23 protein-coding genes are annotated in these 23,905 nt (G+C 37.2%); 11 read left to right on the top strand and 12 right to left on the bottom strand.

The genetic code is table 11. The features are described 5' to 3' along the window. Positions 1–268: 268 nt before the first annotated feature. Positions 269–1,579: a tyrosine--tRNA ligase gene (tyrS, locus tag G525_RS0118125; RefSeq protein WP_027127394.1), complete on the bottom strand. Its 1,311-nt coding sequence runs from the start codon at positions 1,577–1,579 to the stop codon at positions 269–271. A 91-nt stretch (positions 1,580–1,670) separates the two neighbouring features. Here tyrS and G525_RS0118120 point away from each other — a divergent pair, with 91 nt between their 5' ends. Further along, positions 1,671–2,696: an NAD-dependent epimerase/dehydratase family protein gene (locus G525_RS0118120; RefSeq protein ID WP_027127393.1), complete on the top strand. Its 1,026-nt coding sequence runs from the start codon at positions 1,671–1,673 to the stop codon at positions 2,694–2,696. Here the strand turns inward: G525_RS0118120 and G525_RS0118115 are convergent. From G525_RS0118115 to G525_RS0118105, 3 genes are all read right to left on the bottom strand, one after another. After that, positions 2,693–3,127: a DUF4296 domain-containing protein gene (locus G525_RS0118115; protein ID WP_027127392.1), complete on the bottom strand. Its 435-nt coding sequence runs from the start codon at positions 3,125–3,127 to the stop codon at positions 2,693–2,695. The genes G525_RS0118120 and G525_RS0118115 overlap by 4 nt on opposite strands. Further along, on the bottom strand, positions 3,124–4,470 hold the full coding sequence (locus tag G525_RS0118110; RefSeq protein ID WP_027127391.1) for a dihydroorotase: 1,347 nt from the start codon (positions 4,468–4,470) through the stop codon (positions 3,124–3,126). The genes G525_RS0118115 and G525_RS0118110 overlap by 4 nt, the downstream gene beginning before the upstream one ends. A gap of 91 nt (positions 4,471–4,561) precedes the next feature. Then, a complete protein-coding gene (locus tag G525_RS0118105; protein WP_027127390.1) occupies positions 4,562–5,284 on the bottom strand; it encodes a polyprenol monophosphomannose synthase in 723 nt (240 codons plus the stop codon). Positions 5,285–5,371: 87 nt separating this feature from the next. Here G525_RS0118105 and G525_RS0118100 point away from each other — a divergent pair, with 87 nt between their 5' ends. Both G525_RS0118100 and G525_RS0118095 read left to right on the top strand, forming a co-directional pair. Continuing rightward, positions 5,372–6,025 carry a DUF4271 domain-containing protein gene (locus tag G525_RS0118100; RefSeq protein WP_035480175.1) on the top strand — a complete coding sequence of 218 codons (654 nt, stop codon included), beginning with the start codon at positions 5,372–5,374 and terminating at the stop codon, positions 6,023–6,025. A 15-nt stretch (positions 6,026–6,040) separates the two neighbouring features. Next, a complete protein-coding gene (locus G525_RS0118095) occupies positions 6,041–6,790 on the top strand; it encodes a uroporphyrinogen-III synthase (protein WP_027127388.1) in 750 nt (249 codons plus the stop codon). Positions 6,791–6,866: 76 nt separating this feature from the next. Here the strand turns inward: G525_RS0118095 and pckA are convergent, their stop codons facing one another. Both pckA and G525_RS0118085 read right to left on the bottom strand, forming a co-directional pair. Next, a complete protein-coding gene (gene pckA, locus G525_RS0118090) occupies positions 6,867–8,483 on the bottom strand; it encodes a phosphoenolpyruvate carboxykinase (ATP) (RefSeq protein ID WP_027127387.1) in 1,617 nt (538 codons plus the stop codon). Between the two features lie 63 nt (positions 8,484–8,546). Then, the gene (locus G525_RS0118085) at positions 8,547–8,939 is read right to left on the bottom strand and encodes a DUF423 domain-containing protein (protein WP_027127386.1); all 393 of its coding nucleotides are present in this window, start codon (positions 8,937–8,939) and stop codon (positions 8,547–8,549) included. Between the two features lie 86 nt (positions 8,940–9,025). On the opposite strand from G525_RS0118085, the gene G525_RS0118080 reads away from it, so the two are divergent. Together G525_RS0118080 and G525_RS0118075 are read left to right on the top strand one after the other, a co-directional pair. Further along, on the top strand, positions 9,026–10,390 hold the full coding sequence (locus tag G525_RS0118080; protein WP_027127385.1) for a saccharopine dehydrogenase family protein: 1,365 nt from the start codon (positions 9,026–9,028) through the stop codon (positions 10,388–10,390). A gap of 98 nt (positions 10,391–10,488) precedes the next feature. Continuing rightward, positions 10,489–10,959: an Lrp/AsnC family transcriptional regulator gene (locus G525_RS0118075; protein WP_027127384.1), complete on the top strand. Its 471-nt coding sequence runs from the start codon at positions 10,489–10,491 to the stop codon at positions 10,957–10,959. A 138-nt stretch (positions 10,960–11,097) separates the two neighbouring features. On the opposite strand, the gene G525_RS0118070 is transcribed toward G525_RS0118075, so the two are convergent. From G525_RS0118070 to G525_RS0118060, 3 genes are all read right to left on the bottom strand, one after another. Further along, on the bottom strand, positions 11,098–11,823 hold the full coding sequence (locus tag G525_RS0118070) for a Bax inhibitor-1/YccA family protein (RefSeq protein ID WP_027127383.1): 726 nt from the start codon (positions 11,821–11,823) through the stop codon (positions 11,098–11,100). A 98-nt stretch (positions 11,824–11,921) separates the two neighbouring features. Next, positions 11,922–12,629 carry a zinc metallopeptidase gene (locus G525_RS0118065; RefSeq protein WP_245577828.1) on the bottom strand — a complete coding sequence of 236 codons (708 nt, stop codon included), beginning with the start codon at positions 12,627–12,629 and terminating at the stop codon, positions 11,922–11,924. 196 nt (positions 12,630–12,825) lie between these two features. Continuing rightward, complete coding sequence (locus tag G525_RS0118060; RefSeq protein WP_027127381.1) at positions 12,826–15,837, bottom strand: leucine--tRNA ligase; 3,012 nt, start codon at positions 15,835–15,837, stop codon at positions 12,826–12,828. Between the two features lie 200 nt (positions 15,838–16,037). On the opposite strand from G525_RS0118060, the gene G525_RS0118055 reads away from it, so the two are divergent. Beyond that, positions 16,038–16,916: a cell division protein FtsX gene (locus G525_RS0118055; protein ID WP_027127380.1), complete on the top strand. Its 879-nt coding sequence runs from the start codon at positions 16,038–16,040 to the stop codon at positions 16,914–16,916. A gap of 515 nt (positions 16,917–17,431) precedes the next feature. Here G525_RS0118055 and G525_RS0118050 read toward each other — a convergent pair. Together G525_RS0118050 and G525_RS0118045 are read right to left on the bottom strand one after the other, a co-directional pair. After that, complete coding sequence (locus G525_RS0118050) at positions 17,432–18,412, bottom strand: LuxE/PaaK family acyltransferase (protein WP_027127379.1); 981 nt, start codon at positions 18,410–18,412, stop codon at positions 17,432–17,434. Positions 18,413–18,611: 199 nt separating this feature from the next. Then, positions 18,612–18,944, bottom strand: a complete 333-nt coding sequence (locus G525_RS0118045) for a T9SS type A sorting domain-containing protein (protein ID WP_157491983.1) — start codon at positions 18,942–18,944, stop codon at positions 18,612–18,614. Between the two features lie 195 nt (positions 18,945–19,139). On the opposite strand from G525_RS0118045, the gene G525_RS0118040 reads away from it, so the two are divergent. Continuing rightward, complete coding sequence (locus tag G525_RS0118040; RefSeq protein WP_027127377.1) at positions 19,140–19,823, top strand: response regulator transcription factor; 684 nt, start codon at positions 19,140–19,142, stop codon at positions 19,821–19,823. Further along, the gene (locus tag G525_RS0118035) at positions 19,823–20,866 is read left to right on the top strand and encodes a sensor histidine kinase (protein WP_027127376.1); all 1,044 of its coding nucleotides are present in this window, start codon (positions 19,823–19,825) and stop codon (positions 20,864–20,866) included. The genes G525_RS0118040 and G525_RS0118035 overlap by 1 nt, the downstream gene beginning before the upstream one ends. On the opposite strand, the gene G525_RS0118030 is transcribed toward G525_RS0118035, so the two are convergent. Beyond that, the gene (locus G525_RS0118030) at positions 20,840–21,895 is read right to left on the bottom strand and encodes a glycosyltransferase (RefSeq protein ID WP_027127375.1); all 1,056 of its coding nucleotides are present in this window, start codon (positions 21,893–21,895) and stop codon (positions 20,840–20,842) included. The two genes, G525_RS0118035 and G525_RS0118030, sit on opposite strands and share 27 nt — an antisense overlap. A gap of 261 nt (positions 21,896–22,156) precedes the next feature. On the opposite strand from G525_RS0118030, the gene trmB reads away from it, so the two are divergent. Genes trmB through G525_RS0118015 form a run of 3 tightly spaced genes read left to right on the top strand, consistent with a single transcriptional unit; the run spans position 22,157 to position 23,789 of the window. Further along, positions 22,157–22,831 carry a tRNA (guanosine(46)-N7)-methyltransferase TrmB gene (gene trmB, locus G525_RS0118025; RefSeq protein ID WP_027127374.1) on the top strand — a complete coding sequence of 225 codons (675 nt, stop codon included), beginning with the start codon at positions 22,157–22,159 and terminating at the stop codon, positions 22,829–22,831. Positions 22,832–22,833: 2 nt separating this feature from the next. Beyond that, positions 22,834–23,463 (top strand): LysE family translocator, encoded by a 630-nt coding sequence (locus G525_RS0118020; RefSeq protein ID WP_027127373.1) that lies wholly within the window; start codon positions 22,834–22,836, stop codon positions 23,461–23,463. Further along, the gene (locus tag G525_RS0118015; RefSeq protein ID WP_027127372.1) at positions 23,460–23,789 is read left to right on the top strand and encodes an MGMT family protein; all 330 of its coding nucleotides are present in this window, start codon (positions 23,460–23,462) and stop codon (positions 23,787–23,789) included. Before G525_RS0118020 ends, G525_RS0118015 begins: the two co-directional genes overlap by 4 nt. Positions 23,790–23,905 lie beyond the last annotated feature (116 nt).

Genomic DNA, 23,905 nt, shown 5'->3' with positions numbered 1-23,905 from the left:
TTGTATCTCAAAACTTCGAAATTGCTAAGCTTTTTGAAAGTTTTACGCCATGAAATTGGAAGTTAAGCAGTTGGTCAAAAGACTGTTTTTATTAATTATAATTCTTTCTCATCACTATAGGGGTTAATCAACTCTTCAAACCCTTAAATAGGCCATCAAACATCTATAAAAAAAATAGAGGCTATCTTAATGTTAGATGGCCTCTATCCATAATAATATAATCTTTAGACAAGTTGATGAAATCAACCGCCAAAGCCAAAAAAGGATATTATGCGTTTACTTTTATGATATATGTGTTTTTCTTTCCTTTATTAAGAATGATGTATTTGCCATTGATGAGGTCTTCCGCACTTAAAAGATAGTCCTCAGCAACTTTTTCCTTATTTACAGAAATTGAGTTCTCTTTTAAGGCGCGACGCGCTTCGCCGTTGGAATTCAAAAAATTTGTTTTTGCGGCGAGTGCGGCAATCATGTCTATACCTTCATCAAATTCAGACTTAGAAAGTTCTGCTAAGGGCACACCTTCAAAAACTTCCAGAAACATGGCTTCATCCAGGGTTCTTATATCTTGTTTAAAAGTGTGGCTAAATAAAATATTTGAGGCACGTTCGGCATTTTCAAAATCTTCTTTGGAATGTACAAATGTAGTCACTTCTTCAGCCAATCGTTTTTGTAAAAGTCTCAAGTGAGGTGCTTCCTTATGTTCGGCAATCAGCTTCTCAATGGTTGTTCTATCTAAGAACGTAAATATTTTGATATATCTATCGGCATCATCATCGCTGGTATTCAGCCAAAATTGGTAGAATTTATAAACTGAAGTTTTATCGGCATCTAACCAGATATTGCCACCTTCGCTTTTGCCAAATTTGGAGCCATCCGCTTTGGTTATCAATGGACAGGTCATGGCGTAAGCCTTTGCTTCTTCGCCAACATTCATACGTCTTACCAACTCTGTTCCTGTGGTAATGTTACCCCATTGGTCACTGCCTCCCATTTGTAAAAGAATATTGTGATGCTTGTGCAGATGATAAAAATCGTAGCCTTGAATCAGTTGGTAGGTAAATTCAGTAAAAGACATGCCAACGTTGCCTTCTTCGCCAGAAAAACGTTTTTTAACGGAGTCTTTTGACATCATATAATTAACCGTAATACGTTTACCAACATCTCTTGCAAATTCGATAAAGGAGAAATCCTTCATCCAGTCATAGTTGTTTACTAAAACGGGCGCATTTTTAGCAGTTGAATTGAAATCCAAAAATCGAGATAACACTGATTTAATTCCAGCTACATTTTTGGCCAATGCAGCCTCGTCAAGTAAATTACGCTCATCACTTTTTCCTGAAGGATCACCAATCATGCCAGTAGCGCCACCCACCAGAGCATAAGGTTTGTGCCCAACTTTTTCGAGGTGTACCAATAGAATAATGGGAACTAAGCTTCCAATATGCAACGAATCAGAGGTAGGATCAAAACCAATATAAGCACTGGTCATTTCTTTACTGAGTTGTTCTTCTGTTCCGGGCATGATATCATGTACCATTCCTCTCCAACGTAAATCTTCTACAAATGCGTTCGTCATGAGCTTAAAGTTAATTTTATAAATTTTCTGCAAAGATAAACATCAAAGAAGAATTAGGAATTAATATCGATTAATTCTTTATTTTAGTGCTATGATATTAGTTACTGGAGGTACAGGATTGGTAGGTTCACATTTGCTTTACAAGTTGTTGCAAACCAACACTTCCGTTAGAGCAATTTACAGAAGAGCACACAAATTGGAGTTGGTAAAAAAGGTCTTTTCTTATTATACCGCAGATGCTGAAGCGCTTTATCAAAAAATTGAATGGATTGAAGCTGATATTACAGACGTGCCATCATTGGTTGTCGCTTTCAAAAATGTAGATCATGTGTACCATTGTGCCGCTTTTGTAAGTTTTGAACCTGACAAATACCACCAATTACGAAAGATTAATATTGAAGGCACGGCCAATGTGGTCAATTTATGCGTATCGCATCGCATAAAAAAACTGGCTTACGTTAGCTCAATTGCGACGATAGGCCATCATCAAAATCCACAAGAATTAATTGTTGAAGACACCAATTGGAATCAAGAAGATGACAATAGCGTGTATGCCATAACCAAATATGGAGCGGAAATTGAAGTTTGGCGAGGTACTCAAGAAGGTGTGGATGCCGTAATTATAAATCCTGGAATAATTATTGGACCAGGATTTTGGAACAGCGGTGGCAGCAGTAGCCTGATTAAGAAAATATACAAAGGCATGCCCTATTATACGCATGGGGTTACCGGTTATGTTGATGTGACTGACGTCGTGGACGCTCTAGTGTTATTGATGCAGAGCGCTATTAAAAATGAACGGTTTATTGTGGTCTCAGAAAATTTATCGTTTAAAAAATTTCAGGAACTAACCACGTCTGCATTAGGAATAAAACCAGCCTCAAAAGAAGCAACACCATTTATATTAGCCATTGGCTGGCGATTGGATTGGGTGTCCCAAATGCTTACGGGCAAACGCAGGCGACTATCAAAACAGATGACAAAAAGCGCCAAAAGCATCACGAAATTTGATGCCTCCAAATTGATAAACACTCTGGATTTTGAATTTAAACCGATGGCAACTTCCATACAGGAAACTTGTCAGTTATTTTTGGAAGATTTGAAGAAGGATTCTTAATTGGGTTGACTCTCTTCAAACACTTTTAGTGAATCTTTTGCTTTCTTCTTATTGGCCGCCTTTTCAGCATCACTTTTTTTTTGGTCTTCATTGTTTAACTTCTCATAAACATCTTTTTCTTTTTGAAGCCTTGCTTCTGTTTTGTCTATAAGGGCAGAGTAGGTCTCGGTGTCATATGCATAATATGTATTGCTTTGAGCAAATTGCAGACTGTCGATGCCATGTTTTTTATAAATATAATCTACAGGCATAATGCCATTGAGTTCCAGCAGTTTTCGATTTACACCCTTGGCTGCATTAAGGATATATAAATCATACATAATGTCTGACATTTTGGCCTTCGTAATTAAGTTTTCTGGTTTCGTAGGTCTATCAACACTGTTGCAGCCCACAAAAGAAATCAGAATAAGGATGTAGAAAAAATGTTTCATCTGTCAAAAGTTAATCGTTTTCCTGCTTTAACGTTTAAAAACTTGAAATTTTTATACACTAAAGCACCATTCACAAAAGTATGGGTGATTCGCGATTTAAATAAAACGTTCTCAAACGGAGACCATCCGCATTTGTATAGAATGTTCTCTTTTTTTACCGTCCATGGACTATTGATGTCCACGATGGCCAAATCCGCATAGTAGCCTGGTCTAATAAATCCACGTTTTTCTATCTGAAATAATATGGCCGGATTATGACACATTTTTTCGGCTATTTTCTCTAAGCTTATTTTTTCCTTATGATATGCTTCAATCATAGCCACTAAAGCGTGTTGAACGAGAGGGCCACCTGAAGGGGCATCAGTATATACGTTTTGTTTTTCTTTTAAGGTATGTGGAGCATGGTCAGTGGCGATGACATCAATGCGATCATCTAAAAGTGCTTTCCAAAGTTCATCTCGGTCGTTGGCTGTCTTTACCGCAGGATTCCACTTGATTAAAGTGCCTTTTTTCTTATAGTCTTCATCGCTGAACCATAAGTGATGAATGCACACTTCAGCCGTGATTTTTTTGTCTTTAAGCGGAATTTTATTCGTGAATAGTTTGGTTTCCTTTCCAGTGGATACATGAAAAATATGTAATCGCGCTCCTGTTTTCTTAGCTAGTTCTATAGCTTTTGAAGATGAGATATAACATGCTTCTTCACTCCTTATTATGGGATGACATTCCATTGGGATATCATTTCCGTATTTTTCAATATGTGCTTCAAGATTTTGTTTGATGGTGGCTTCATCCTCACAATGTACAGAAATCAACAAATCTGTACTTTTGAAGATGTTTTCCAAAACCTCAGTGTTATCAACCAACATATCTCCCGTTGATGATCCTAAAAACAGCTTTAGGCCCGCAACATTTTTGGCGTCAACCTTTAAGATCTCATCGAGATTGGTATTGGTGCCACCAAACATAAACGAGTAATTGGCATAAGAGCTACTTGCCGCAATCTTGAATTTTTCCTCAAGCTTTTCAATAGTAGTGGTTTGCGGAACCGTATTTGGCATCTCAATAAATGAAGTGATGCCACCTGCAACTGCTGCCTTAGACTCTGATTCTATAGTTGCTTTATGGGTCAACCCAGGTTCTCTAAAATGCACCTGATCATCAATCACTCCAGGGAATACGTAAGCGCCTTCCACATCAACAATCATCACATCCGCAGTTTTAGCACTGATAGATTCTGAAATATCCTTGATGAATTCGCCTTCTATTAAAATATCACCTTCAAAAATCTGTCCTTCGTTAACAATTTTGGCATTTTTAATAAGTACCGTTTTTGCTTTCATGTGTTTATTTTTATTGTTTTTTAACGGGCGCATGCTGTTCGCACGTAATTATTCCCACGGAAGGAAAATTTTTTGGCATGCTCGTTTCATATTATTTGCCAAATAGGCTTTTTAACTTCATATTAATAACTCCAAAAATAGCTTCAGAAATAATACCTCCGCTCATTTTTGATTTTCCTTTTGCTCTATCCGTAAAGATCACCGGAACCTCAACAATTTTAAAGCCTGCAAGATGGACTTTAAATTTCATTTCTATTTGAAACGCATAGCCAACAAATTTAATGGCGTCTAGGTCTATGGTCTCTAGTACTTTCTTTTTGTAACATACAAACCCTGCGGTGGTATCCTGAATAGTCATACGCGTAATAAAACGTACATATTTTGAAGCAAAATACGATAAAAGTATTCTGTTCATTGGCCAATTGACTACATTAACACCTGTTATATATCGTGAACCAATGGCAACGTCAGCATCTTCCTTGGCACAGGCCTGATAAAGTTTAATCAAATCGTCAGGATTGTGGGAGAAATCAGCGTCCATTTCAAAAATATACTGATAATTCTTTTCAATACTCCATTTAAATCCGTCAATATAGGCCGTGCCCAAACCCGTTTTGTTCTGTCGTTGGAGTAAAAATAAACGCTCAGGAAACTCAGTTTGTAATGATTTTACTTTTTCAGCCGTTAAATCTGGTGAGTTGTCATCAACTACAAGCACATCAAACGCTTTATCCTGGGCAAAAACCGCAATGATAATCGCTTCAATGTTTTCAATTTCATTGTAGGTTGGAATGATGACAATAGCATCTTTCATTGGTAAAAATTTTAGCAAAAGTAAGTTTTTTTGAAAGATTAAATTTATTGAAATGGAGAGATTAAATTTTCTTTATAATTTAGCGGCATGATGAGAGAGATTATATCTTATGAATGGTTTACCATCTTCATGGTTTTAGGATTGGTTTTCATAACTATTGCTAAAGTTTTGTTTACCAATCGCTTTCTTGATTTCATAGGTGTTTTGGGCAACTCTAAGTATTTGAAAATCTATACAAAAGATCAAAAATTTATTGATTTTTTCGATGCCCTGCTTTTCTTTAACTTGGTCATCTCATTTTCTATTTTCTCTTATCTTGCTTACCTTACTTTAGTACCCACCCAAACTTTTGAACTGGATATATTTTTGAAATTTATTTTAGGCATTACGGCCTTATCACTCATAAAGATTTTAGTAGAGCGCCTAGTGGGGAGCTTATTTGAAATTGACAAAATAATTGATTCTTATCTGTTTCAAAAAACCAGTTATAAAAATTTTAGTGGATTTGTGCTTTTGATGATTAATGCGCTCTTACTCTACACCATAAACCCTTCAAAACCTATTCTTTTAGCAGTAGTTTTAGTGATGGCCTTAATTAATCTTATGGGTTTTATGACTTCCTTTAAAATTCACCAAAAGACTTTGACAAACAACATATTCTATTTTATTTTGTATCTTTGCGCACTTGAAATTGGGCCTTATCTAATTTTATATAAATTAATCGTCGAATATAAAGCATAAAACTATCCAAAGCCTATGAAAGTGAAAACAATTTTAGTGTCTCAACCCGAACCTAAAATCGAAAATTCGCCTTACTTTGATCTCCAGGAAAAACAAAAAGTAAAAATTGACTTTCGTCCATTTATCCATGTTGAAGGTGTTGCTGCCAAAGATGTAAGACAACAAAAAGTTGATTTAAATACATTCACGGCTATTATTTTAACAAGCAGAAACTCAGTAGATCATTTTTTCAGAGTGGCAGATGAAATGCGTTTTAAAGTGCCAGATACTTTGAAATATTTTTGCCAGAGTGAAGCAGTGGCCTTCTATCTGCAAAAATATGTGGTGTATAGAAAACGGAAGATTTATGTTGGAAAGCGGAATTTTGAAGATTTAATACCTTTGATCAAAAAATATAAGGATGAAAATTTCTTATTGCCAACAACTGATAAGTTGAAGGATGAGGTTCCTGAACTTCTTAATTCATTAAATATTAATTGGAAGGAAGCGGTTTTTTATAGAACGGTAATCAGCGATCTATCTGATCTTGCCGATGTGTTTTATGACATTTTAGTATTTTTCAGTCCGTCGGGAATTGAATCGTTATTTCATAATTTTCCAGACTTTAAGCAGAACAAGACTAGAATTGCGGTTTTTGGAAGTACAACGTCAAAGGCTGTTGAAGAGCACGGCTTGAGAGTGGATATTTTGGCTCCAACTCCAGATACTCCATCCATGACCATGGCCTTGGAAAAGTATATTGAAAAAGTGAATAAGGGAAAATAAAATCTTTACTCTCGAATAAATAAAAAAGGCGATTCAAATTTTTGAATCGCCTTTTTTTTTATTATATGAATTTTAATTAAAATGCATAACGCTGCGGTCCACCCCGTCTGATTTCTTCACTGGCAATGCTTTCAAATTTCTTGAAGTTTTCTCTGAATGCATTTGTCAATTTAAAGGCAGTGGTATAATAAGCTTCATCATCGTTCCAAGTCGTTCTTGGGCTTAATACTTCAGAAGGTACCCCAGGACAAGATCTTGGCTGTGCTACTCCAAATACAGAGTGAATATGGTAATGGTCATAGTCATAAAGACCTAAATCGCCATTTAATACGGCATTGATCATTGCTCTTGTATATTTTAATTTCATTCGTGTTCCAACACCGTAAGGACCACCTGTCCAACCCGTATTCACCAACCAAACGTTAACGCCGGTCTCTTTCATTTTTGTGCTCAACATTTCGGCATATTTTGCAGGATGCAAAGGCATAAATGGCGCTCCAAAACATGCAGAAAAGTTTGGTGTAGGTTCTACAATGCCAGCTTCAGTTCCGGCAACTTTTGCAGTATAGCCAGAAATAAAGTGATAAGCCGCCTGTGCCGGTGTCAATTTTGAAATTGGAGGCAAAACACCAAAAGCATCTGCGGTTAAAAAGAAAATGTTCTTGGGGTTTTTACCTATAGAAGGCACTGCAATATTGTCAATATGATCAATAGGATAGCTCACGCGTGTGTTTTGGGTGATGGAAATATCATCAAAATCAACATTGCCATCTTTACCTAAAATGACATTTTCTAAGATGGCACCTTTTTTAATCGCCTTAAAAATATCTGGTTCGTTTTCTTGACAAAGGTTGATTACTTTAGCATAACATCCGCCTTCAAAATTAAATACGGTGTTTTCTTCTGTCCAGCCATGTTCATCATCTCCAATTAACCGTCTGTCCGGATCAGCTGATAAGGTGGTCTTTCCAGTGCCTGAAAGCCCAAAGAAAATAGCCGTGTCATCGTCTTTTCCGATGTTTGCGCTACAATGCATGGGTAAGGTGTTCTTGAAAACTGGAAGGATAAAGTTCAAAGCAGAAAAAATTCCTTTTTTAATTTCTCCAGTATATCCAGTTCCTCCAATAAGTGCTATTTTTCTGGTGAAATCTAAAATAGCAAAGTTATGTTGGCGTGTTTTATCCACTTTAGGATCTGCCATAAAACCAGGGGCATTGACAATCGTCCATTCTGGAGTGAAATTTTCTAATTCTTTTTCGGTTGGTCGCAAAAACATATTGTTGGCAAATTGATTGCTCCAAGAATATTCAGTGATTACTCTAATATTCAGCTTGTAATTTTCATCTGCACATGCAAAGCTATCCCGAACATAAACTTTCTTTCCAGAAAGATAGTCGGTCACTTTCTCATAGAGTTTTTGAAAATCGTTGGGATCAAACGCAATGTTCACATTTCCCCACCAAACACGGTCTTTGGTAACATCATCTTTAACAATAAATCTGTCCAATGGCGAGCGTCCTGTAAATTCTCCAGTGTTAACTGCCAGAGCACCAGAAGATGCTTCAACGCCTTGCCCAGCGGCAATTGCAATATCATGAAGCTTTTCTGGAGATAGTTGGTAATGTACTTCGGCATTTTTAATACCGTACTCATCTAACGAAATCGATTTCGTAGGTTGGGTGTTATTGGCCATAATAATAGTGTGTTGTTTGTTGTGCAAAATTAAACATTATTTTAAAGTGGGCACCTATTTTCGTTAATTATCCCGTTTTTGGTTAAAAAAGTTTATGAACATCACAGCCCAAGCGGTAATGAGTAACAAACCTCCAATAGGGGTTATAAAGCCGATACTTTTGAAGTTAATGCCACTGATTTCCATAGTTGCCAATCCGTATATGGAGCCTGAAAAAAATAAAACACCAACCAGCGTTAAGACAAAAATGGACTTCTTTGATTTTTCAGTGAGAAGCGACGTGCCACCAATAAATAATAACATTAGTGCATGATACATTTGATACCTGACTCCTGTTTCAAAAATTTGCTGTGCCTCAACAGAAATCAACTGCTTTAAGCCATGTGCACCAAAAGCACCAAGTCCAATAGCGATAATGCCTAAAATGGCTGCCGTGATCAAAATTGTTCTACTCATATATTTATGTTTTTTGGCTTCACTAACCGAGAGTTATTTAGTAATTTCGTGTTTTACAACAACAAAACTACTCAACAATTCCCATTATGCGAAAGATTTTAGTCATAGGTTCAGGAAAATCTTCATCTTACCTTATTAAATATTTATTGGATAAATCAACGGAAGAAGATTTACACATTATTGTTGGTGATATTGATATCAGAAATGCCCATAAACTCATCAATGATCACGAAAACGGACAAGCGATTACCTTAGATGTTTTCAACAAACAGTCTCGTAAAAACGCCATTGAAAATGCTGATATTGTCGTATCCATGCTCCCGGCGAGATATCATATAGAAGTGGCAAAGGACTGTATCACGTTTGGTAAAAATATGGTGACGGCATCCTATGTAAGTAAGGAAATGGAAGATCTTGATACTGCCGCCAAAAATAAAGGTTTGGTATTTATGAACGAGATTGGTGTAGACCCAGGTATTGATCATATGAGTGCCATGAAAGTGATTGATAGTATTAGGGCAAAAGGGGGTAAAATGGTGCTTTTTGAATCTTTTGCTGGCGGTTTGGTAGCTCCAGAAAGCGATAATAATTTGTGGAATTATAAATTCACCTGGAACCCTAGAAATGTGGTAGTGGCAGGTCAAGGGAGCGCCGCAAAATTTATTCAGGAAGGCAATTATAAATACATCCCATACCATCGGTTATTCAGAAGGACTGAGTTTTTAGATGTGGATGGGTTCGGACGCTTTGAAGCTTATGCTAATAGAGACTCTTTGAAGTATCAGAGTGTTTACGGTTTGGACCATATTAAAACCCTATATCGGGGCACGATGCGTAGAGTGGGGTTTAGCCGCGCTTGGAACATCTTTGTACAATTGGGAATGACCGATGATAGTTATACTATTGATGATAGTGAAAACATGAGTTACCGCGATTTTGTAAATGCTTTTTTACCTTATAGCCATACCGATTCTGTAGAGCTCAAATTCAGATTGTCGCTCAAAATTGATCAGGATGATATTGTTTGGGAAAAGCTTGAAGAACTTGATCTATTCAATCGGGATAAGATGGTAGGCCTTAAAAAAGCGACACCAGCCGAAATTCTCCAGAAAATATTGATGGATAGTTGGATGTTAGCAGACCATGACAAGGACATGCTGGTTATGTACCATAAGTTTGGTTATGAATTGGATGGTGAGATGCATCAAATAGACTCTACTATGGTAACTATTGGTGAAGATCAGACCTATACTGCCATGGCAAAAACCGTTGGTTTGCCCGTAGCGATGGCAACATTAGCTATTTTGAATGAAAAAATTGTAACTCCAGGGGTTCAGATTCCTATCAATAAAGAGGTCTATGGCCCTATTTTGGATGAATTAGAAGAATTTGATATCAAGTTTACTGAAAAGGAAATGCCTTATTTGGGATATAATCCCTTGAATTTGTGAAAAAACTGGAAGCTAGAAGTTGGAAGCTAGAGGATTGAAGTTGGACGTTTAAAATTAGTATTTAAAGCAATGAGATTCCCGTTCCCGGGGAAGTGCACATGAAAATAGTCAATCAAAATATTCAAATTGATGGTATCGACAAAAAGATACTGCGTGCATTAATGGCTGATGCCAGAACGCCTATTCTGGAAATCGCGAGAAAAGTGGGGATTTCAGGCGCTGCGATACACCAACGTTTAAGAAAGTTGGAAAAATCGGGTTTGATATCGGGATCAAAGTTTGTGATCAATCCCAAGGTGCTTGGGTATACCACCATGGCTTTTGTAGGTATTTATTTGGATAAGGCCATGAGCAACCCCGAGGCCGTGAAGCAACTTCAAAAAATTCCTGAAGTTTTGGAATGCCATTATACTACGGGGAACTGGAGTATTTTGATAAAAATATTATGTAAGGACAATGAGCATTTAATGCATTTGCTCAACAAGGAAATTCAATCCATTTCGGGTGTGTCACGAACGGAAACTTTTATATCCTTAAATCAACAGATTGATAGACAGATTCAAATTTAGTCAACAGTCTTCAGTTGGCAGTCTTTAGTCTTCGGTCAATGCACTTACAGTAAAGGGTTAAACCGAACTATTAGAGGTATTCACCAACAAAAAAGCTTCTGAATTTTCAGAAGCTTTTTTGTTGATAATTTGATGAATTTAATCTCTCGACATAAATATCTGAAGCACATACCAGAACAATAGCATTAAGGATGCAAAAAGTCCTAAGGCGGCCGGAATATAGTCATCCGTTGAATATTTGTTCACCAAATTGGAAGTTTGGTATAAAATTGAACCACCAGCCAAAAGACACATGCCCACAGAAAACCAGAGTCCAAGATTAAATCCGAATAATGTGCCAGCAATAATCAATCCGATGGCTATAAAAAATCCAACGGTCAATCCGGTTTTAAGAAAAGAAAAATCCTTTTTGCTTAAAAATACTACGGCAGATAAACCTGTAAATAACCCTAAAGTGACAATAGCGGCTTGATTTAAGATCTCCGCCCCTGAATCCATATAATAGGCCGCAATATAAATTAGTGGCACAAAAATAAATGCCTGTGCCAAAATATAGAGGCCGAAGGCTAAATACTGTTTGTTCTTATCAGGCGATTTCATAGTCATTCTCTCAGCATAACTGGTAATAAACATAAAGCCCCCCAACATGAGCAGCCATTTGTAGCCCTCAGTCATTGACAACGCAAAACTGACGATGGTCTCACTTTGCAATAATAAGTATTCGAAAATAATAAAAACCAAGACGCCGCCAGCAACGTGTGCGTAGGTTTTTTTATAAAAATCGACGCGCTCTGCATCAGAGCTGTGCACCAATAGTTTTGCGTCAAAACTATTAAAAGGACTTTCAGTAGGTTGTTGTTCCATAGATCTGTTAAATTTAATTAGGAGATAAAAATAGAGAAAAAAACAAACCGAACGACAAAAGTTTGCGTCCGGTCTATCGATATTATAATTATGTAAAATTAATCTCTTCCGCCAAAGACTTGCATTGCCCAATAAAGCAAAGAAGCCAAAGCACCAATGGCAGCAACCAAATAAGTTCTGGCGGCCCATTTAAGTGCGTCCTCTGAGCCTTTATATTCTTCTGGAGTCAGCATATTCTTTCCTTTTAACCATGCTAATGCCCTGTTACTGGCATCATATTCCACTGGCAAGGTAATGAAGCTAAACAGGGTTGCAAAACTCATAAAAACCAATCCAGCAACTGCAATATAGTAGCCAAATCCTGCACCAGCAGCGGCACCAAGAATCAATCCTCCAATGACTAACCATTGTGACATTCCTGAAGTTACACTCACTACAGGCACTAAGGCTGAACGCAGTTTTAATGCGCTATAAGCTTGTGCATGTTGTACGGCATGGCCACATTCGTGGGCAGCAACGGCAGCCGCAGCCGCGTTACGTTGTTCGTAAACTGATTCACTTAAATTAACCGTCTTATTTGCTGGGTTGTAATGGTCAGTCAATTGTCCTTTTACGGAAATGACTTCTACATCAGTAATGCCATTATCGGCCAACATTTTCTCAGCAATTTCTTTTCCGCTCATGCCATTTCTTAAATGGACTTGCGAGTATTTTTTAAACTTTTGTTTTAATTGATTGCTTACCAGCCAGCTTACCAGGGCAATCCCGCCAATTAAAATCCAATAGCCCATACCTATTCCTCCCATGTGTATTCTTATTTTAAATTTGAACTAAAGATAACAAAAAGTACGCCAATTAATTGTTAGGTAATTTTGTCAGTTTTTTAATACTATCTCCCTAAAAGAGCATGTTATAAGCCAGCGCATTGACCATTCGACAGATAGGGCCGCATTTTTTTAAACATATAAAACAATAAATGGAGCCAATTCTTTTTGATAAAGTTTAGCCTACAATATTTACAATTTTTCCTGGAACAATAATGACTTTTTTAGGTGTACGGCCATCAAGTTGTGCGATTGTTTTCTCATGTGCCATCACCGTCTTTTCAATATCCTCTTTACTCATATCCATAGGTAATTCTAAAGTGAACTTCATTTTTCCATTAAAGGAAATTGGATAGTTTTTACTGCTTTCTACCAAATGCTTGGCATCAAATACTGGGAAAGCTGCTGTTGATATCGAGTTGTCATGACCCATCTGATGCCATAATTCTTCGGCAATATGCGGGGCATAAGGGGATAATAAAATCAGCAACGGCTCTAAAATGTCCCTATGATCACATTTTAGAGCTGTCAATTCATTCACTGCAATCATAAACGTGGAAACGGAGGTGTTGAAGGAGAAGCTTTCAATATCTTCTTCAACTTTTTTAATGGTTTTGTGAAGGGTTTTTAATTCCTCCCCTAACCCCTCCGAAGGCGTGGCACTGTTGACGTAAAAACTGCCATTCTCCCCTTGGTGGTATAATTTCCATAGTTTTTTAAGAAACCCGTTAACGCCTGAAATTCCTGCGGTATTCCATGGTTTTGCTTGTTCTAATGGCCCTAGGAACATTTCGTACATACGAAGACTGTCTGCACCATATTGTCCACAAATGGCATCAGGGTTGACGACGTTATATTTGGATTTTGACATTTTTTCGACTTCGCGAGAAACTTTAAAGACCTCTCCTAAATCCTCTCCTGAGGAGAGAACTTTCCCACTTTCACCTATGAAAATGGCGTCTTTGTAGTCTTCACCAAATTCTTTATCGTTTTTCAATCCTTCTATATCCAATTCATCAGAAGAGTTTATATATTGAACTTTGACATGAAGCGGCGAAATTCCTATAAAGAATGGCTTTGAAAAATTTTCTATTTTTTTATCAACGAGATAATACTCTTTAATTTGTTGTTTGATTTTTTTTGCGATTTCAGAACTAGATAGAATTAGTTGAGAATATTTTTCTGAAACAAAAAAATCAGTATGAAATGTGCTAACTTCTTTTGTTTCATTAAAATAACCTGTTGCTACAACTCTATGTGCAATAGCACTCGTCCCCAAAATCATCCCCTGATTGATCAGCTTTTTAAAAGGTTCTTCAATACCTACAAAACCTCTATCTTTCAAAAATTTTACCCAAAAACGTGAGTAAAGTAAATGACCTGTAGCATGTTCACTGCCTCCAATATATAAATCGACGTCTTTCCAATATGCTAAAGCTTCTTCACTGGCAAATGCGTCATTATTTTGAGCGTCCATATATCTGAAGAAATACCACGAACTTCCTGCCCAACCTGGCATAGTGTTTAATTCGAGAGGAAACACAGTTTTATGATCAATCAACTGATTACTGACTACTGAACACTGTTCTACGTCCCAAGCCCAAACATCGGCGCGTCCTAAAGGCGGCTCGCCGGTTTCGGTTGGTAAATATTTTTCTACTTCTGGCAAACGGATCGGCAAATGCACTTTGTCAATCATTTGTGGCATACCGTTTACATAATACACTGGGAAAGGTTCACCCCAATACCGTTGACGTGAGAAAACAGCATCACGTAAGCGATAGTTTGTTTTACCTTGACCTTGATTTAATTTTTCAAGTTCAGAAATGGCTTTTTTGGAGGCTTCTTTATAGGGCAATCCGTTTAAGAAATCAGAATTTGTAATGACAACATTGTCTTTTGAGGCATAGGCTTCTTCAGAAATATCAATGCCTTCAAAAATATTAGGAATCGGAATGTTGAAGTGTTTTGCGAAATCATAATCCCGCTGATCACCACAAGGGACAGACATTACTGCGCCGGTACCATAACCTGCCAATACATAATCGCCAATCCAAACAGGAATGGGCTCTTTTGTAAAAGGATGTTCCGCATAAGTACCTGTAAATGCACCAGTGATGGTCTTTACATCAGACATGCGGTCGCGCTCGCTACGTTTTGCAGTGGCTTTTATATAGGCTTCGACTTCTGGTTTTTGAGCGTCAGTGGTTATTTGCGAAACTAAATCGTGTTCTGGCGCAAGTGTCATAAAAGAAACTCCAAAAATAGTGTCGGGACGAGTCGTAAATACAGGTATTTTGAACTCTGAATTCTGAACTCTGAATTTGACTTCCGCACCAATCGATTTCCCAATCCAGTTACGCTGGCTTTCCTTTAACGACTCTGTCCAATCAATGTCATTCAGGCCTTGCAATAGGCGCTCTGCATAGGCAGAAATCCGCATGCTCCATTGCGTCATTTTTTTTCTGACTACCGGATGGCCGCCACGTTCTGAAACGCCATTAATAATCTCATCATTCGCCAAAACAGTGCCTAAAGCCGGACACCAATTGACTTCAGTTTCGGCCAAATAGGTGAGTCTATATTTTAAAAGAATTTCTTGTTGTTTTTTTGAAGAGAAGGCGTTCCATTCTGATGCAGTAAAAGTTTCCGTATGATCATCACAAACTGCATCCACTTTAGCGTTTCCTACAGAAGTAAAAATGGCAATCAACGTATCGATTCCTTCGGCTTTATTAGAAGTATTGTTATACCAAGAGTCATACAGTTGGATGAAAATCCATTGCGTCCATTTGTAATATGACGGATCAGAAGTCCGAACTTCCCGGCTCCAATCAAATGAAAACCCAATCTGGTCTAACTGACGGCGATAGGTTGTAATGTTTTCTTCAGTAGTGACTGCTGGATGTTGTCCTGTTTGAATGGCATATTGTTCCGCAGGCAATCCAAAACTGTCATAACCTTGAGGATGCAAGACGTTAAAACCTTTGTGACGTTTGTAACGCGTATAAATGTCACTTGCAATATATCCTAATGGGTGGCCCACATGAAGTCCGGCACCACTTGGGTAAGGAAACATGTCTAAAACATAATATTTTGGCAGATCACTATTGTTTTTGGCTTTAAACGTTTGATTTTTAGCCCAATAGTCTTGCCATTTTTTTTCTATCTCGTTGAAATTGTAGTACATAAAACTTAATATCATTGCTCTATCCCAAAACGGAATTGACGGGACGCTAGTATGGAGATAAAAACTTTGCCATGTAGCGTCTTGTTGAGCATTATTCAGATCGCAAATTTAAACTTATTATAACACTATTGAAATTTAAACGTTGTAAACCCTAAGAGAATAGATTTCTTTCATATTTTTACAACTTCAACTAAAATTGTATGAGTTCATCTTTTGACAGGTATCAGAAACGGAAGTTAATTTCGTCCTATTTTTCTGTGGTTATCAGTATTGCATTGGTCCTTTTTTTATTGGGCTGCTTAGGTCTTTTGGTCTTAAATGCTAAAAAGGTGGCGGACCACTTTAAAGAACAGGTGGTAGTGACCATTTATTTGAATGACTCTGCAAAGGAAGTTGAGGCCAATCAGCTTGAGAAAAGTCTGGCCATGGCAGAATATACCAAAAGCACCCAATATGTTTCCAAGGAAGCGGCGGCCGAATCAATGAAAGCAGAAACAGGTGAGGATTTCATGGACTTTGTCGGTTATAATCCACTACAAAACTCTATAGATGTGCATTTGAAAGCCGATTATGTAACTACTGAAACGCTAAATGAAATTACCGAAGAATTATCCAATAAAAAATTTATCGAAGAAATTCGTTACGACAGCGATTTGGTGGAATTGATGCACGACAACGTTAAGAAAATTACGTTTTGGGTACTCGTTATTAGCGGTGTATTTACCCTGATTGCCGTATTACTGATTAATAGTTCTATCAGATTGGCAGTTTATTCCAAAAGATTCATTATTAAAACGATGCAAATGGTGGGCGCCACCAAAACCTTTATCCGCAGACCTTTTGTGTTTAAAAGTGTGCAATTGGGAATCATTGGCGCGATTATAGCCTTGATAGGCATGGGCATTGTGCTCTATTATCTCAACCAAACTTTTGTGGAACTCCAATTGCTTTCCAACCCTATTCTCATTGGTGGTTTGTTTGTTGCCGTTTTCTTGTTGGGAATTCTTATTACTTGGGTCAGTACCTTTATTGCCACCCAGCGTTTCCTGAATTTAAAGACAGAGGCTCTATATTATTAGGTATTGGTGATACAGTTTAACACTTAGGAATTCATTCCTCTATTCGATTTTAGGAAAAGGATGTTATTCGTTGAAAGACATTTCGAAATTTTGAAATGACTATAAGATCGCCTCATTTTCAAGGTGGAGTGAGGGCTACTTCAGTAATGAATCAAACAGACGAGGTCATTCATCAAGTCTTAATTATTGGGTCTTTCAAAACTGCACTTTCTTTATTGACTTTTTAAGTGAAGATGTTTTCAGATGAAGACCCGCTGTTGGGAGGATTAGTTTAGCTACGTAATTTTTATATTATTACAAAGCAACTATGAAAAATTACTGCTTCATTAAAAAAACGCCTGAGGAAGTAAACTTCGCCCAGGCGCTAAAAAACCAACCAATCAACTTAAAAATTTCTCTTTTTCAATTATAGAATACTTTTTTTTTTGGTTTCCCAAAAAGTCAGCTTTATTATACATTGCTTTAGTCGAATAACATCCAGTTAGATTACGGAGATTGTAGACTTTAACACAGTTTTATAATACCATGAGATTACAGCCTCTGATATCAGAATTGTCAAAGCGGCCAATGATTTCAAAACGATTATTGGTTAACGTTTTCCCTAAATCTTGGGTGGCAATAAATGCACAGGAATTAATATTGGCTAAATCAATCACATTAATGCCTCCTGTTTTGTAGTGTGGAAGGATGGTCAATGCATCTTCGGTGTCTCTGGTTAGAATTTGCATCCAGCTAGGGCATTCAAAGACACCATTCCCGTTTGAATAGGCCTGACTCAATAGTTCGGTCATGCCATATTCACTATGAATACTGCTGACTCCAAAACCGTGTTTTAGTTGGTCATGAAGTTCCTCTCTAACCAATTCCTTACGTCTGCCTTTCATGCCGCCAGTTTCCATAATGATGGTGTTTTTAAGATGAAATTGATGTAATTCCACTAAATCCAAGAGCGCAAATGACACACCAATGAGCAGCACTTTACGGCCTTCGGTATCCAATGCGGTCAGAACATCTTTTAATTCGAAAAGATTATGGAGATAAAATCCGCTTTCCTGGTAATGCGATTGCTGGATCAAATCTTCCACCATATAAATTAATGAAGAGCCTTCACGTTCTAAATAGGAAGGTAAAAGAGCTAAAACAACATAATCTTCAATAGCACCATAAAAATGGATAAATGCCCGTCTAAAACTTTCTTCGTAAATTTTTATATCCGTGACTTGATGTTTACTGGTGAGGGCACCCGTAGTTCCTGAACTAGTAAATAATTGTTGGACTGGATCGGTAGTGCTTAAAACAGCATGTGATTTAAAGAACTGAATGGGAAGAAATGGTATATCTGCAATGCATTTAACGTCACTTGGATGGGTGTAAAGTAAATCACAAAACGAACGGTAAATCTGATTGTTCTCAAATTGAAATTTGAATACCTCCAAGCTTGCCTTTTCAAATTCGGCCTGTGTTTGAATGTTGAAAATTGTGTCCATTGCAACCATATCACAAAAATATAGAAAATAAAAAAAGCGTTATCTTATATAGATGGCGCTTTTGGATAATTTCCGAAATAATGATTTATTCAATCATTAATTAATTCAATCATTAATTAAATGATGTTACTATAATATATGAAATTGCATATCTTTATTTTTAGAGGTATATCCTTTAAAACTATGGGATTGAGAATTGAGATAGGAATTACTTGACAACTAATTTTCTCGTGGCAGAATTGCTGCCTTCCTTTATCTTTAAAATATAAATGCCTGAAGTCAATTTTGAAATGTTCAATTCTTTACCAAAGAGAGAGGTGGCAAGAATCTTTTTGCCCAGAACATCATAAATTTCAACATCTTTGGTCAAGTTCTCTTTGGTGGTAATATAGATTTTACCATTACTTACAGGATTTGGATAAATGGAGAGATCAACAATGCCTTCAGCTGCAGATGTCTTAGAAGGATCAATTTGTGCATAACTCGTTGCGCCACAACCCATACCGATTATAAAAAAAAGAATATAAAAGTAGTTTTTCATCAAATAAAAGCATTTTAATAAAGATAATGAATTATTGCAAATCTCGTACCAAAAGTATGTTAAACAAATCAAATTTTCGACAAAAGGTTAAAAGAGTATTTTCCCAAGGTTATTTTAATGTTATCAATGCCAAGTTCCCTTTAACTATTTGGTAATAACCCTATCTTTACAGTATAATATTTTGAAAAACACCTAATGAAGAAAAAGGATATCAAAATTCTATTAGTTGATGATGAGCCAGATATATTGGAGATTATTGGTTACAATCTTTCAGCAGAAGGGTATCAGATTATCACTGCGGAAAATGGAATAAAAGCTATTAAAAAGGCCAAGAAGGAGCATCCGCAACTTATTATTTTAGATGTCATGATGCCTGGAATGGATGGTATTGAAGCTTGCGAACAAATACGTAAGATTCCTGATCTTTCTAATACCATTATTACGTTTTTAACGGCAAGAGGGGAGGATTACTCCCAAATGGCTGGATTTGATGCCGGTGCCGATGATTATATTACAAAACCCATCAAACCAAAAGTCTTGACCAGTAAGGTGAAAGCGCTACTAAGACGTTTGAAAAAAGAGGAAACTTCGGAAGCTGTCCTCGAAATTGGCGACCTGATCATTAATAGAGAAGAGTATAAAGTTCTTAATAATGGCATTGAAATTGTTTTGCCAAGAAAGGAGTTTGAACTGTTATATTTATTGGCAACCACTCCTAATAAGGTGTTTAAACGTGATGAGATTTTAGATAAAGTTTGGGGCAATGAAGTTGTAGTTGGAGGGCGTACCATTGATGTCCATATTAGGAAATTACGAGAAAAGATTGGCGACGATTGCTTTAAAACTGTCAAGGGTGTAGGTTACAAGTTTGTTGACTGATGCAAAATAAAATAAAAAAATCTTACAAATTTGCTACGAAAACCTCAGTGTATATTACTTTGGTTTTAACCGTGTTGATTACTTTATTCTCTCTTCTCAACACTACTTTTAATATTTGGGCAATCTTAGGTTTCCTTACGGTGTCTTATGCCATTTCTTTTTTAATAATCCAATATCGTGTGGAGCGCTTTATTTATAAGCGTGTTAAAAAAATATATGACGATTTGACATTGTTGGAGTCGGCATCCCTTCGCAAACAGCCCATTACCACTGATATGGCTACTTTAACTCAGGAAATCGATAAATTCGCTAAGGATAAAAAACTTGAGATTGAAGCTCTTTTAATAAGAGAGGAATACCGAAAAGAGTTCTTGGGTAATATTTCACACGAATTGAAAACGCCTTTGTTTACCGTTCAAGGCTATATTTTGACCTTATTGGATGGGGCGATGAACGACGAAAATATTAGGGAAAAATATCTTGAGCGTGCAAATAAGGGCGTGGAACGTTTAATTTATATCGTTCAGGATTTGGACATGATTACCAAATTGGAGGTTGGTGATCTGAGCTTAAATATTGAGCCCTTTGATATTGTAGAAGTGGTGGACAGCGTGTTTGATCTCCTAGAAATGAAATCCGCAAAGAAAAAAATTACTCTAACCTTTGATATGGACTATCCAAATCCAATAATGGTCAAAGCGGATAAGGAGCGCATCCGGCAAGTATTGACCAATCTGGTGGTCAATTCCATAAAATACGGACGTATTAAGGGGACGACTGAGATCAGTATCGAAAATCTAATAAAAAACAAAGTCATTGTGCGGGTCACAGATAACGGAGAAGGCATCGCCAAAGCCAATTTTCCGCGGCTTTTTGAGCGCTTTTATCGCATCGATAAAAGTGGTTCCCGTAAAGAAGGAGGGTCAGGACTTGGCCTATCCATTGTCAAACATATTATTGAAGCGCACGACGAAAAGATATACATCGAAAGTGAATTGAGTGTGGGCAGTGAATTCTCATTTACCCTCGAAAAGGTGAAATAAGCTCTTAAAGTCATGGTTGTAGTGAAAGGTCTCTAAACCTTTGAACTCCTCAATTCTTTTGAGTTGCTCTAAGGTAAAATCATCTTGTCTACAAAATGGTGCCGCTTGATCTGCTTCCATTTTTCTTGCCAAATACTCCTGCTCAAATTGTCCAGGTGTGGGAATGAAAAATGCCTTTTTTCCTAATTTAGCCAAATCCATCAGGGTGGTATACCCAGAACGTGCCACAATTAACCGACTTTCATTTAGGGACTTTTCTAATAAATTAGTGGCCATAAAATTGTAGATAGTGAGATTTTTAGAGGTATGAACCGTCTGTTCTTTCTCCATAACACCTCTAACAAAAAGCACCTTGCCTTTAAAGCTTTTAAATTGCTCTAATAGTTTTTTTTCTAAAATTTCGCGTTGTGGCTCGGGGCCAGATAATAAAATCATCACGTCATAGATTGGATCCATAAGAATTTTGTGAAATCTGCTTAACGGCCCAATATATTTAAGGTTTAACCTTGAATTGTCAATATGTCCCATTTCGCCACTTAAATTGGGCTGCCCAAAACTGTCAGGAATCCAACATTCATCAAATCGTCTGATGGTATTTTCATGGATTTTTGTGCTGAACCACGTCGTATTGCCACTTAGAACCTTTAATTGATGGGTGATAAAAACTGAAGGCAGAGTCTCATGGTAAGCGCCAAACCTGCTGTCGGAAATAATCCCATCAATACGCTGTGTTTTTATAAGCGTTCTGACCGCTTTTTGTTCTTCGCCAATTGCTTTCAGGATGTGAGGTGCATCGTTGAGAAGCTTAAGTTTTAGCAACGCTCCCTTCTTGGGGTATCGGATGTTATAAGATGGTAATTCCAGCGCCTCCAAGTCTGGAAATTCTTTGGCCAACAGTAAAAGTGCGTCCCCGTCACTTGCAATGGTTGGGGTGTAGTTGTTTTGTAATAAAGCCTTAATAATCGGGATACAACGTGTGGCATGACCCAAACCCCAGTTTAAAGGCGCAATAAGGATTCTTTTAGTCATAATTTTTTGGGCGTGCCCCTTTGGGTCGGGTTTTTCGCTATATCTTTTTTTGTCATTTATAAGAGTACCATTTTTTGGTCAATTATAGGGCAAAAAAGGATGCCGCTGCAACCCCTCACGCGAATCAGCAGCACATTAAAAAATCTGCTGATATTCAAAGGTAAGAATTTAATAGCTTCCATATATTTCCTTAATTTTGCAAATTCTTAAAAGTCAAGCCCATTTGGCCAGACTCAAACCATAAATTAGAAACAATACAACGTGGGAAGCAAAAATAAACTCAAAAGATTTAAGGAAAATGAAACCTTTTCAAATGTATATCAGCCAACTCGGGATAAGCTGGTCACCGGCGATTTTGAGTTAAAAGGACTTTGGAACACCACTGTTTTTAAGAACGAAAATCCTTTGGTATTGGAACTGGGCTGTGGAAAAGGTGAATACACGCTTGGATTGGCAGAACGCTATCCTAATAAAAATTTCATAGGCGTAGATATCAAGGGCGCGCGCTTTTGGAGAGGTGCAAAAACTGCGGTTGAAGAGGGCACTTCTAACGTTGCATTTTTAAGAACCCAGATTGAGCTGATTGACCATGCTTTTGGTCAAGATGAAGTAGACGAAATTTGGATTACGTTCCCAGATCCGCAAATAAAATACAAGCGTACCAAGCACCGTATGACCAATGCTGATTTTTTGGAACGCTACAAATCCATTCTTAAGCCAGAGGGCATTATGCATTTAAAAACAGATAGTGAGTTCATGCATGGTTACACCTTGGGCTTGCTTCATGGCGCTGGGCATGAAGTACTTTACGCCAACCATAATGTCTATAAGCAAGAAGGAAGTCCTGCTGAAGTAACAGAAATTCAGACGTATTATGAAGGACAGTATTTAGAAAAAGGCAAAGCAATTACTTATATTCGTTTTAAAATCAAATAAACTTGAATATTACTGTCATATTTTTTGTTGGAATGGTGATCGCACTCGTGGGTGTTATTCCTCCAGGCCTGTTAAATATGACTGCCGCAAAAATAAGTTTAAAAGAAGGCCATGTAAGAGGAATTATGTTTTCCATTGGTGTATGCGTTGTTGTTTTTCTACAGACTTATATTGCAGCCATGTTTGCTAGATATTTGAGCAATCACCCTGATGTGGTTGAGATTTTACAACGAGTGGCATTTGTTATTTTTGTGTTGATTACGGTCTATTATCTACTCATCGCTAAAGCTACTTCCAAAACAGAAGTCGAACCGGAATCAAGAAGTAAACACAGTCGTTTTTTTCACGGCATGTTCCTGTCGGCAATCAATGTTTTTCCCATTCCGTATCAAGCTTATATGGCTACTACTTTGGCTTCTTTTGGCTATTTGGAGTTTAATAATACCATGATTGTGACGTATGTCTCAGGAGCAGTGACTGGTACTTTTGTGATGTTATATATGTATATTTTCTTTTTTGATAAAATCAAGAACAAAAACCTGACTTCTCAAAAGAACATGAATTATATTATTGGTACCATTACAGGGGTTATAGCAATCGTCACTTTAGTAAATATCTTGGCAGAGTTATGAAACCTGAAACGCTTAACTTTTTTGAAAAGGTATACGTGGTCGTAAAGAAAATTCCTTATGGGCGTGTCACCAATTATGGCGCTATTGCGAATTATCTAGGCGCAGCGCGAAGTGCAAGAATGGTAGGTTATGCCTTGAATGGTTCCATTAAATCTGAGGTTCCTGCCCATCGTGTGGTCAATAGAAAAGGCTTGCTTACTGGAAAACATCATTTTGAAGGCACCAACTTAATGCAACAATTATTGGAAAGTGAAGGGGTTGAGGTAAAGGACAACCAAGTTCAAAATTTCGATAAATTGTTTTGGGATCCTATTCAGGAACTCTAAAATTCCCAACCTAAAGTTGCCTTGCCATATTTCAGATTATTGCTGTGTTTTCTCAATAGCAATTTAATAGTGGGATATGTTATTTATTGATTTCTGAGCTCTTCAAATGCCACAAA

The organism is Gelidibacter mesophilus DSM 14095 (assembly GCF_000423005.1).
GTDB lineage: Bacteria > Bacteroidota > Bacteroidia > Flavobacteriales > Flavobacteriaceae > Gelidibacter > Gelidibacter mesophilus.
This window is presented reverse-complemented; position numbering and strand designations above follow the sequence as displayed.